The following is an 11,882-nucleotide window of genomic DNA, read 5'->3' as shown; positions in this document are numbered from 1 at the left end:
AATTGTTTGGATGTAGTTTAGCCTGGGCAAAACATCGCGCCATCCGAGAGCCCCTGCGGATTGCACGCCGCGACAGATCGCTTCAGACGGGAATCGGCCAGAATTGAACGCGAAAGGGGCGAACCCCAGTGAGGTTCAGAGCTTCCACAAACGCTGGGCGTTGGCGAAAAGCAGCCGCGAACGCTCCGTTTCCGCCGTGCCCGACAGCACTGCCTGGGTGGCCGCAACCCAGGTGGAAAGGCCGTTTGCCAGCGTGCAGACAGGCCAGTCGCTGCCCCAGACCACGCGATCCCAGCCGAAACTCGATATGACGTGCTCGATATAGGGCCGCAGGTTTTCCGCCGTCCAGCTTGCCGGATCGGCATTGGTGACGATGCCGGAAATCTTGCCGACGACATTCGGCCGGCGGGCGATTTCGGCAATGCCGCGGCTCCAGGGCTCGAATGCGTTCGACCTGATATCCGGATTGCCGCAATGATCGAGCACGAACTGCACATCGGGGGCGGCATCGGCGAGCGCGAGGACCTTGCCGACCTGATGCGGCAGCGTGCAGAGATCGAAGGTCAGTCCGGTGCCGGAAAGCCTTCTGACATTCTCGCGGAAAAGCGCGCCTTCCGAAACGTCGTCCGGCACCACATGCAGAACGCGCCGGAAGCCCTTGACGAAGGGATCGGCCTTCTGACGCTCCAGATAGGCGGCAAATCCGGCTTCCTCCGGCCGACAGGCGACGATGGCGCCAGCCACCAGATCGCCGAGGCGGCCGACATAATCGGTCTCGGCTTGCATGATGACCGGATCGACATCCACCTCCATGTGCAGCGCCTTGGCAATACCGCAGCGTCTGGCTTCGGCCGCATAGGTCCCGTAAAGAAAATCGCGATCGAGATCGGGCACATTGGCAAGCCACGGATAGCTCAGCGCCGACCGGTCGATGACGTGCAGATGGGTATCGATGAACACGCTCTTCTCCTCCAAAGAGTGGTTGGCAGCAACCTATCCTTGGTGAATGGATTGTTCAAATAAAAATTCCGCTCGCTCTAACCCCGCACGGCGATCGTGGCGCCGGCGAGCGCGGAAAGCTCGGCCGCCGTTTTCTGCACCATGGCGATCGCCTGGGTAATGTCGGGCGCTGCCGGCGCGTTGACCAGCGCGATATAGGGGCAGGTCAGCGCCGCAATGCCGCGCCCGTCCGGCCCCAGGACCGGTGCCGACAGATTGTAGACGCCGGCCGTCTGGGCGCTTGCCATCATCTCGTAGCCGCGCTCGCGGATCTGGTTCAGCCGCTCGTAAAATTCCGGGCCGAGATCGGCGTCTTCGCGGCTGCGCACATGTTCGGAAATCATCATCTCGCGCTCTTCGTCGCTGCGGAAGGCAAGCAGCACATGGCCAGAGCCGGTGTCGAAGAGGCTGATGTGGGAGCCGACGCGGATCGAGAGGCCCCAATAATCGGGCGCCTCCTGCTGGGCGATGACGACGGCGGAGCCCCGGTCGAAGACGGCAAGATGGTTTGCCTGGCGGGAGCGCTGGGCAAGATCGCGCATCAGCGGCGTGGCGTAGGAGGCAAGCCGGCGCACCGGCGCATGCAGCTGCGCCAACCCGAAGAGCTTCAGCGTCAGGCAATAGCGGTCGCCGTCGAGCCGCGTGACGTAACCGCGCTTTACCAGCCGGTCGAGCATGCGGTAAAATTCGTTCGGGCTGCGCTCCAGCCGCTTGGCGATTTCCGCCTGCGTCAGGCCGCTGTCGACGCCTGCCAGAAGTTCGAGAATGTCGAGACCCTTGTCGAGCGCCGGAGCGCGATAGCGATCTGCCTCTTCGGTCTCCATTTTTCTCTCCTGTGAATATCACTCTGCATATACGCAGACAGGGCAGCGGAAAAGAAAAAGTTCGCTTGACCGTGGAGCCATCGTCTGTTTGTCTATAAACAGACAAATCAAGCGTGAGGAGATGTCCGGCGTGCTTCTGGCGCCGGACGCCGCAATTCCCGGAAAGTCCCGCTCCGGCGAGACAGGAGACAAGGGGAGAGGGAGGATGCCATGCAGCGCATGGATATCGAAACCGGCGGCCCGGCGCGGCCTCGCCGGAGAGGGCGTTCGACCGGGCGCGGCCTTCACGACCGATCCTTTTGAGACAGGTTCCAGCATCACCGCCAGCGCGCGAAAATCCCCGAAGAGGCCATGACATGACAAGCAATCTTTCCGGCAAGACCGTTCTCATCACCGCAGCCGGTCAGGGCATCGGCCGCGCCACGGCATTCGCCTTCGCCGCTGCCGGCGCCAGGGTGCACGCCACCGATATCAATAGGGATGCGCTGGCAGCCCTGGCCGCCGGGACCGGGATCGCCACTCACAAGCTGAACGTGCTCGACGAGGATGCGGTCAAGACGCTGGTGGCCGAGATCGGCGCCGTCGACGTTCTCTTCAACTGCGCCGGCGTCGTCCATAACGGTTCGGTGCTGGAGATGCAGGATGCCGACCTGGAATTTGCCTTCGATCTCAACGTCAAGGCGATGATCCGCACCATCCGCGCGGTGCTGCCCGGCATGCTGGAGCGCAAGGATGGCGCAATCATCAACATGTCGTCGGTCGCCTCGAGCATCAAGGGCGTGCCGAACCGCTTCGCCTATGGCGTGACCAAGGCAGCCGTGATCGGGCTGACCAAGTCGGTCGCTGCCGATTACGTCGCGCAGGGCGTGCGCTGCAACTGCATCTGCCCCGGCACGGTGGAAAGCCCCTCGCTGCAGGAGCGCATGCGCGCCCAGGGGGATTACGAGACGGCGCGCGCCGCCTTCATCGCCCGCCAGCCGTTGGGCCGCCTCGGCACGCCGGAAGAGATCGCCGATCTCGCCGTCTATCTCGCCGGCGCGACCTACACGACCGGCCAGGCCTATGCCATCGACGGCGGATGGACGATCTGAACCATTCCCCGGCCGGCATCCGCACGAGCGGATGCCGGCCGCCCAACGGCCCCGGCCAGACGGGAGAGACACCATGACCCGCATTACCGACCTCCGCGTCTTCGATCTGCGCTTTCCGACCTCGCAAAGCCTCGACGGCTCCGATGCGATGAACCCCGATCCCGATTATTCCGCCGCCTATGTGATCCTTGAGACCGACAGGAAGGATCTCGCCGGTCACGGCCTGACCTTCACCATCGGCCGCGGCAACGACATCTGCTGCGCCGCGATCGAGGCCATGCGGCATCTGGTCGTCGGCACCGAGCTTTCGGACGTGCTCGCCCATCCCGGCAGATACTGGCGACACCTGACCAGCGACAGCCAGCTTCGATGGATCGGGCCTGAAAAGGGCGCGATCCATCTGGCGACCGGCGCTATCGTCAACGCCGTCTGGGATCTGCTTGCCAAGGAGGCCGGCAAGCCGGTCTGGCGCCTCGTTGCGGACATGCCGGCAGAAGAAATCGCCGACATCGTCGATTACCGCTACCTCACCGACGTCCTGACCCGCGACGAGGCGATCGCCATCCTCAGGCGAGCCGAAACCGGCAAGGCCGAGCGTATCGCCACGCTCGAGAAGGAAGGTTATGCCTGCTACACGACCTCGGCCGGCTGGCTGGGATACGAGGACGAGAAGCTGCGCCGGCTCTGCCGGGAAGCGATCGATGCCGGCTTCAACCACATCAAGATGAAGGTCGGGCGCGACCTTGAGGACGATATCCGCCGCCTCCGGATCGCCCGCGAGGTGATCGGCCCGGACCGTTATCTGATGATCGACGCCAACCAGGTGTGGGAGGTCGGCCAGGCAATCGACTGGGTCAAGCAGCTCGCCTTCGCCAAGCCCTTCTTCATCGAGGAACCGACAAGCCCCGACGACGTTGCGGGCCACCGCAAGATACGCCAGGGCATCGCGCCGGTGAAGGTCGCGACCGGCGAGATGTGCCAGAACCGCATCATGTTCAAGCAGTTCATCGCCGAAGGCGCGATCGATATCGTGCAGATCGATTCCTGCCGCATGGGCGGACTGAACGAGGTGCTGGCCGTGCTGCTGGTGGCGGCGAAATTCGGCCTGCCCGTCTGGCCCCATGCCGGCGGCGTCGGGCTCTGCGAATATGTGCAGCACCTGTCGATGATCGATTATGTGGCGGTATCAGGCACGAAGGACGGCCGTGTCATCGAATATGTCGACCATCTGCATGAACATTTCCTCGACCCCTGCACCATCAGGGGCGCCGCCTATATGCCGCCGACACGCCCCGGCTTCTCGATCGAGATGAAACCGGCCTCGATTGCCGGCTACACATTCCGAGGCTAGGGCAGGCAGCATCGTGGCCTCCCCCTGTCTGCTGGGGATAGAAACATGCCAGCCATTGCGAAAGCACGCCGGATCTTTTATAAAGATGGCCCAGGGAGACGGGCTCGGAGGAGCGGTTTCCGCGAGCTTCGGACAGCATGTTTTGCGCTTTTCTAACTCGCTGTTTTTTCTGACATCTTTCATCGAAACGGAATCCATTTCGCGGATTGATTCCGCCACAGCCTGTTCGATTTTGATACGACCGGCCCCGCAATAAGGCCTCGCCCCGATCCTTGCGCCTGCTCCCCTCCCGCACAGAGGCGGCACCTCACCGGTCCTGCCTCCCGGACGCGGGAGGCAGGCGCGCTTGTGCAGCCTCGTCAGGGCCGATGGGATTGCGGGAGCGGGCCACCCGGTCCGCTGTGTCGCCAGTTCCTTTGCCGGCAAAGATTAGAAATCGGTAATAGCTGATTCTTCTCAAGGGGATGCGCGAGGTGTCGTCTGCGGGATCAAAAGGCCGGCTCCGCCATGCCGGGCGCAAAAAATGATGTGAGGATGGCACAGCTTTGCAAAGGGAATCGGATTTCTGTTAACTGATGGAGATATCAGAGGAAATTGTAATCCCCCTGTCGTAAACTCGTGATCTCCGGCGCCCCCGCTAAGGCCTTGTTTCATCGGAATACCTTGCCAGAATCGCTGCGATCGGTAATCGTCACGCTTAAAAAGCCGTTTCTGGCGTTTTTCCGTGATGAAAGATTAGAGCGTGAGCAAGGCACAAAGGACTTCTCGGACCCTTCAGCGTAGCGTCGATGAGACGATCGGCGCCCATGCGTCGACGATCAGCTCGCAGCTGCAGGCGATCAGCGAAGCCCTGTTTCCGCCGACCGCCAGCAAGACGCTGCGCCGGTTCACCTCCGGCGAGGCGGCCAAGCTGATCGGCGTGTCGGATTCGACCCTGCGAAAGATGACGCTTGCCGGCGAAGGCCCGCAGCCCGATGTCGCCAGCAACGGCCGGCGTCTCTATTCCCTGCGCCAGCTCAACGAACTGCGTGTTCTGCTTGCGGCCTCGGCCCGCGGGCGTGAGGCCCATGATTTCCTGCCGCGCCGCAGGGAGAACGAACATCTCCAGGTCATCGCCGTCACCAACTTCAAGGGCGGATCGGGCAAGACCACGACCTCGGTGCATCTTGCGCAATATCTTGCGCTGCAGGGCTACCGCGTGCTCGCCCTTGACCTTGATCCGCAAGCCAGCATGTCCGCCATGCTCGGCGTCATGCCGGAAACCGATGTCCGCTCCAACGAGACGCTCTATGCGGCGATCCGTTACGACGACGAGCGGCGCCCGCTCTCCGACGTGGTGCGCAATACCTATTTCGACGGCCTGGATCTCATCCCCGGCAATCTCGAACTCATGGAGTTCGAGCATACGACGCCGCGCGCGCTGATGCGCGGCTCCAGGGATGGCGAGGGCGTCTTCTTCATGCGCGTCGCCAAGGCGCTCGACGATGTCGCCGAAAACTACGATGTCGTCGTGCTCGATTGCCCGCCGCAGCTCGGATACCTGACGCTGAGCGGCCTCTGCGCGGCGACCTCGATGATCGTCACTGTGCATCCGCAGATGCTGGACGTGGCCTCGATGAGCCAGTTCCTGCTGATGACGCACGACCTTCTCTCGGTGGTGCGCGAAGCCGGCGGCGAACTCAACTACGATTTCATCCGCTACCTGCTCACCCGCTACGAACCGCAGGACGCGCCGCAGACGAAGGTCGCAGCCCTCCTGCGCAACCTGTTCGACGATCACGTCATGATCAACGCCATGGTGAAATCGGCAGCCGTCTCCGATGCGGGCCTCACCAAGCAGACGCTCTATGAGATCGGCCGCGAGAACCTGACACGCTCGACCTATGACCGGGCGATGGAAGCTCTCGATGCCGTCAACGGCGAGGTCGAGGCGCTGATCCGCCAGGCATGGGGGCGCACATGACGTTCCCTTCGATCCGCACCGATCTGTCGGCTTTCGGCGAAACAGCCGCCACTCTGTTGGGAGCTCCCAACGGAGGCCGTTGCCGTGAACGCATCCGGCAAGAGCCCCTCCATCTGGCGGCCATCCGCAAACGCGTTGGGAGCTCCCAACTGCGCCCGTCCGGCTTGCCCGTATCTGACCGGAAAGGAGAGAATTGATGAGCCGACGCGATACTCTCAATTCGATCTTCATGCGCAAGGCGGATGCGCCGCTGCCTTCGGCCGGTGTCGAGAAAAACCCGGAGCGCGTGCGCACCGGAGCGGTTTCGGCCATGGGCGCGTCGCTGCAGGAAATGACGGAGGCGGCGCGCGCCGCCGGCCGCCTGCAGGCGCAGATTTCCTCCGGTTTCTCCGTTCTGGAAATCGAGCCGTCGGATATTTCCAATTCCTCGATCAGCGACCGCATCCCGATCGAGCGCGACGCCGATTTCGATGCGCTGGTGGCGAGCATTTCCGAACATGGGCAGAAGGTGCCGATCCTGGTACGTCCCGACCCTCAAAAGGACGGGCATTACCAGATCGCCTATGGCCGTCGCCGTCTGCGCGCCGCGGCAAAGCTCGGGCTCAAGGTCAAGGCGATCGTACAGAATCTCAGCGACGACGAACTGGTCATCGCCCAGGGCAAGGAAAATCTCGACCGGCAGGATCTTTCCTTCATCGAGAAGGCGCTCTTTGCCCATCGCCTGGAACAGGCGGGTTACGCGCGGGATGTCATCATGGCGGCGCTCTCCACCGACAAGGCCGATCTCAGCCGCTACATCTCGGTTGCCCGTGGCGTGCCGCAGACCGTGATCCTGGCCATCGGCCCGGCACCGAAAGCCGGCCGCGCCCGGTGGCTGGCGCTCGTCGATGCCGTTTCTTCCTCGCCGAAGAAGGTCGAGGCGATCATCGAGGACGAAGGCTTCGCCGATCTCGACAGCGATCAGCGGCTGCAACGCATATTGTCGAAAATGGCCGCCCGTGACGCGAAAAAGGCGGCGGCCGAAACCTGGAAGACACGGCAAGGACAGAGGGCGGCACAGATCGAGCGCTCCGGCACCAAGACGCGCATCACGTTCGACGAGCGTATGGTGCCTGACTTTGCCGACTATCTCACGACCCGGCTGGATGAACTCTTCGAGGAGTTCGGCGCCGTCCGGTCACAACGATAACTGTTGGCAGGTTAGGCCTGCTGACGAGGATTTGACTGTTAGGAAAAGGAGCCAATAGGCAAAGAAAAAGGCCCCCGAACAAAACATCCGGAAGCCCTCTTCTCTCGTTTAGCACCCAGAGAATCGCACTTCCCGGAATCACTGTCAAGGTTTTTGAACGCCGTTTTGGCGGGCGCTGATGATTTGCCTTTGTATAAGGTGAACCACGATGGATACGGGACTCGTAACGACGCCTTTCGGGCGGCGGCCGATGTCGCTTGCCTTGATGAGAGGTCAGCTTCAGGCCGAATCAGTTAAGCCGGACAAGTCCGTCGACAAGTGGAAGCTGTTCCGCGATATCTGCGAAGCACGTCCGCTGCTCGACATTTCCGACCGCACGCTTGCGGTCCTCAACGCCCTTCTCTCCTTCTATCCCGAGAGCCATCTCTCCGGTGAGGCGAGCATGGTCGTCTTTCCCTCCAACCGGCAACTGATGGTGCGTGCGCATGGCATTGCAGTCACCACGCTGCGCCGGCATCTGGCGGCTCTTGTCGATGCCGGGCTGATTACCCGCAGGGATAGCGCCAACGGAAAACGTTTTGCCCGCCGCAAGACGTCAGGCGAACTGGAGGAGGCCTATGGCTTCAGCCTGGCGCCTCTCCTTGCCCGCAGCGAGGAGCTGGCCGCCATGGCGCGGAAGATCGAGGCCGACCGGATCGCATTCCGGCGCGCCCGAGAGCGGCTGACGATCTGCCGCCGCGACGTGCGAAAGCTGATCGATGCCGCCATCGAAGAAAGCGTTCCCGGCAACTGGGACGACATCGAGACGACCTATGCCCGTCATCTCGCTTGCCTTCCCCGCAACCCTGAAGCCTGCGATCTCGACAACGTGCGCCTGAAGCTCGAAGTGCTTCGCGCCGATATCGTCAATCTGTTGACAGATTTCGATAATTCCCAAAAAACGAGCGCCAGTGTGGTTCAAAATGAACCGCACATACAGAATTCAGATATAGACTCTCTTGAATTAGAATCCTCTCCGGCAGCGCAAGTGGAAACGGCCGCAGACGTACCCATGCCTGGGAGCATTCGGGTCGGCGAACCCCAGCAGATATTCCCTCTTGCCCTCATCCTGCAGGCCTGCCCGCAGATTGCCGATTATGCGCAGGGAGGATCGATCAGGGGCTGGAGGGATCTCGTGACCGCTGCCGTCACCGTCCGGTCCATGCTCGGGATCACCGCCGAGACCTATCAGGCCGCTTGCGAAAGCTTCGGCCGGGGAAATGCCGCAGTCGTCATCGCCTGCATGCTCGAACGGGCAAATCATATCAACTCGCCGGGCGGCTATCTGCGCGACCTGACCCGCAAGGGAGCACGAGGAGAGTTCTCGCTCGGGCCGATGCTGATGGCGCTGGTCCGGCAGAACAGTCCGGTTGCGCACAGGAGGGCGTGAACGCGCTTGAGGAGCCGCGATGGCGGCCCGTCATGGCCGGAAACGGCGCATGGATGGGGACGATTGCACAACGCGGGCTTTTTCAAACCGTGAACAGGTGGCGGAAATGAAAGATGATTTGACTTCCGTAAACGTGAGATAGATATGTCATGTCAATGGCTTGGGTGAACTGCATTGCCGCAAAACGGTGGCCCAATTGCCGCAAATGCCTGAGAAACAACGCATAAAGCGCCCGCAGGCAGGAAAGGATCGTTGACGTGAATTGGCCGGAAACGATAGGGCAGGGCGGGCCGCTGGAGGCCGGGCAGAGTGAGCGAAAGACGAGGACGGACTTGAAGCGGGCGGTGGACCTTTTCCTGGCTGTGGTGGCATCCATAATCCTGATCGTTCCGATCGCGGTCGTGGCGGTTTGCGTGCGCCTGACCTCGCCGGGGCCGGCGCTTTACTGGTCGAACCGGGTGGGGCGGCGCAACGTGATCTTCCGAATGCCGAAATTCCGCAGCATGCGGATCGACACCCCGACGGTCGCCACGCACCTGCTCGAGGATCCCTCCCGCTACCTGACGCCGATCGGCGGGTTCCTGCGCAAATCGAGCCTCGACGAACTGCCGCAGCTCTGGTGCATCCTGAGGGGCGAAATGAGCTTCGTCGGCCCGCGCCCGGCGCTCTATAACCAGGACGACCTCATCGCCCTGCGCACGGCCAAGGGCGTCGATGCGCTGCTGCCGGGGCTGACCGGCTGGGCGCAGGTCAACGGGCGCGACGAACTGCCCATACCTCAGAAGGTGGAGTTCGACCTTGATTATCTCAGGCGCCGCTCTTTCGTCATGGATATGCGCATTCTGGCCATGACGGTCGGCAAGGTATTGGGCAGCAAGGGCATAACCCATTGAGGCTACGACCTAAGGTTATAAACAGGTTGCTTGCACGACCGACGATTATTTCGGTTGCACTTAAGATCGAAAAGGACAAGAAGAAGTCAGGCTGGAATGATGGGTGGACAGTATAAACATGCATGATGATCCTTCCAACGACGGATCAACGGCCAGCCGGTCCTGGATGTCGATGCAGGCACTGGTCGGGCCGCTCTTGGCGATGCCGCGTCCGGCCAAGCGCATTCTTGCACTCATCGTCGATTCCAGCTTCTGTGTCCTGACGATCTGGCTCGCCTATTGTTTCCGCCTGAACGAATGGACGGTGCTGACGGGCGTGCAATGGCTTGCGGTTCTCGTCTCGCTGTGCCTGGCGCTGCCGATCTTCATCGTCATGGGCATGTACCGGGCAATCTTCCGCTATGCCGGCATCGCCGCCTTCCTGGCCGTCCTGAAGGCGATCGCGATCTATGGCATTGCCTTCGCCACGATCTTCACCGCCCTCAGCGTTCCCGGCATCCCGCGCACCGTCGGCATCCTGCAGCCCTTCCTGCTTCTGATCGCCATCGGCCTTTCGCGCCTCGGCATCCGCTACTGGCTCGGCGACACCTACCAGCGCATCCTGCGCAGGGGCGCGATGGCAAAGGTGCTGATCTACGGCGCCGGCAGTTCCGGCCGGCAGCTTGCCGCGGCGCTGACGAACAGTGCCGAGCTGAATGTCGTCGGTTATCTCGATGACGACCCGAAGCTCAAGGGCGGCATCATGGGCGGCCTGCCGATCTATGATCCGGGCGACCTGCCGATGCTCGTCCAGACGCTCAACGTGCACAACGTTCTGCTCGCCCTGCCGTCGGCATCGCGCCAGCGCCGCAACGAGATCCTCGAACAGATCCGCAAGGCGCGGGTGAACGTCCGCACGCTGCCGGACCTGACCGCCCTTGCCCAGGGCCGCATCGCCGTTTCCGATATCCGCGAACTCGAAATCGAGGACCTGCTCGGGCGCGAGGCCGTTGCGCCGCGCCAGGAGCTGCTCGACAAGGCGACGCTCGGCAAGGTGGTGATGGTGACGGGCGCCGGCGGCTCGATCGGCAGCGAACTCTGCCGCCAGATCCTGCGCAGCGGCCCGACGCATCTCATCCTCGTCGAGCAGAACGAATATGCCCTTTATGCGATCCATGGCGAGCTGCAGAAGCTTTCGGAACTCTACGACCGGCAGAAGGTCCAGATCGTGCCGATCCTCTGTTCCGTGCGCGACCGCGACCGCATGGAGCACATCATCATGAGCTGGCGCCCGCAGACGCTCTATCATGCCGCAGCCTACAAGCACGTGCCGCTTGTCGAGCAGAATGCCGTCGAAGGCATCAAGAACAATGTCATGGGCACGCTGATCACCGCCCAGGCGGCGGAAAAATACGGCGTGTCGAATTTCGTTCTCATCAGCACCGACAAGGCGGTCCGACCGACCAATGTGATGGGCGCCAGCAAGCGGCTTGCCGAAATGGTGCTGCAGGCGCTGTCGGCCGAAAGGCCGGCCGGCACACACACCAATTTCTCCATGGTCCGCTTCGGCAACGTGCTCGGCTCCTCCGGTTCGGTCGTGCCGCTGTTTCGCCAGCAGATCAGGGACGGCGGCCCGGTGACGCTGACGCATCCGGATATTACCCGCTATTTCATGACCATTTCGGAAGCCTCGCAGCTCGTCATCCAGGCCGGCGCCATGGCCGATGGCGGCGATGTCTTCCTGCTCGACATGGGCGAGCCCGTTCGCATTGCCGATCTCGCCCGCCGGATGATCGATCTTTCCGGCCTGACGGTGCGCAGCGAAGACAACCCGGAAGGCGATATCGAGCTTTCGGTCACCGGCCTGCGGCCGGGCGAAAAGCTTTTTGAGGAATTGCTGATCGGCGACAATCCCGAGACGACCGAGCATCCGCGCATCATGAAGGCGCGCGAGGATTTCCTCTTCTGGCCGGAGCTTTCCAAACGCCTGAAGGCGCTCGACGCGGCGCTGGACCGCAACGACATTCCGGCCGCCCGCCTGATGCTCGCCGAGCTCGTTTCCGGCTATGCCTCGACCGGCGAGGTCACGGATCTGGCGCTCAGCGCCGCCGAGGCCCATACGGCGGCGTAATCAGGACCCGGTTTGCGCCGGGCCTTTCTTTCC

General features: G+C 62.4%; 9 protein-coding genes. 7 read left to right on the top strand and 2 right to left on the bottom strand.

Translation table 11 applies throughout. The annotated features are described in order from the left end of the window. Positions 1–135: 135 nt before the first annotated feature. Complete coding sequence (locus ACU8HS_RS24940; RefSeq protein ID WP_112567495.1) at positions 136–960, bottom strand: amidohydrolase family protein; 825 nt, start codon at positions 958–960, stop codon at positions 136–138. 77 nt (positions 961–1,037) lie between these two features. Continuing rightward, a complete protein-coding gene (locus tag ACU8HS_RS24935) occupies positions 1,038–1,823 on the bottom strand; it encodes an IclR family transcriptional regulator (RefSeq protein WP_112567493.1) in 786 nt (261 codons plus the stop codon). Between the two features lie 356 nt (positions 1,824–2,179). Here ACU8HS_RS24935 and ACU8HS_RS24930 point away from each other — a divergent pair, with 356 nt between their 5' ends. The 7 genes from ACU8HS_RS24930 to ACU8HS_RS24900 all read left to right on the top strand — a co-directional run bounded on the left by ACU8HS_RS24930 (position 2,180) and on the right by ACU8HS_RS24900 (position 11,849). Next, positions 2,180–2,914 (top strand): SDR family oxidoreductase, encoded by a 735-nt coding sequence (locus tag ACU8HS_RS24930; protein WP_447016432.1) that lies wholly within the window; start codon positions 2,180–2,182, stop codon positions 2,912–2,914. 73 nt (positions 2,915–2,987) lie between these two features. Then, positions 2,988–4,265 carry an L-fuconate dehydratase gene (locus tag ACU8HS_RS24925; RefSeq protein ID WP_113414581.1) on the top strand — a complete coding sequence of 426 codons (1,278 nt, stop codon included), beginning with the start codon at positions 2,988–2,990 and terminating at the stop codon, positions 4,263–4,265. Between the two features lie 742 nt (positions 4,266–5,007). Next, a complete protein-coding gene (gene repA / locus ACU8HS_RS24920) occupies positions 5,008–6,228 on the top strand; it encodes a plasmid partitioning protein RepA (RefSeq protein WP_113414580.1) in 1,221 nt (406 codons plus the stop codon). A 196-nt stretch (positions 6,229–6,424) separates the two neighbouring features. Next, positions 6,425–7,417 carry a plasmid partitioning protein RepB gene (gene repB, locus ACU8HS_RS24915; RefSeq protein ID WP_113414579.1) on the top strand — a complete coding sequence of 331 codons (993 nt, stop codon included), beginning with the start codon at positions 6,425–6,427 and terminating at the stop codon, positions 7,415–7,417. 208 nt (positions 7,418–7,625) lie between these two features. After that, positions 7,626–8,846: a plasmid replication protein RepC gene (gene repC, locus ACU8HS_RS24910; protein ID WP_113414578.1), complete on the top strand. Its 1,221-nt coding sequence runs from the start codon at positions 7,626–7,628 to the stop codon at positions 8,844–8,846. A 332-nt stretch (positions 8,847–9,178) separates the two neighbouring features. Next, complete coding sequence (locus ACU8HS_RS24905) at positions 9,179–9,739, top strand: sugar transferase (RefSeq protein WP_447016431.1); 561 nt, start codon at positions 9,179–9,181, stop codon at positions 9,737–9,739. A gap of 118 nt (positions 9,740–9,857) precedes the next feature. After that, positions 9,858–11,849: a polysaccharide biosynthesis protein gene (locus tag ACU8HS_RS24900; protein WP_377312939.1), complete on the top strand. Its 1,992-nt coding sequence runs from the start codon at positions 9,858–9,860 to the stop codon at positions 11,847–11,849. Positions 11,850–11,882: the final 33 nt, after the last annotated feature.

Source organism: Rhizobium sp. KDH_Rht_773_N, from assembly GCF_052946295.1.
The sequence above is the reverse complement of the archived record's forward strand: the minus strand, read 5'-3'. Positions and strand labels throughout refer to the sequence as shown.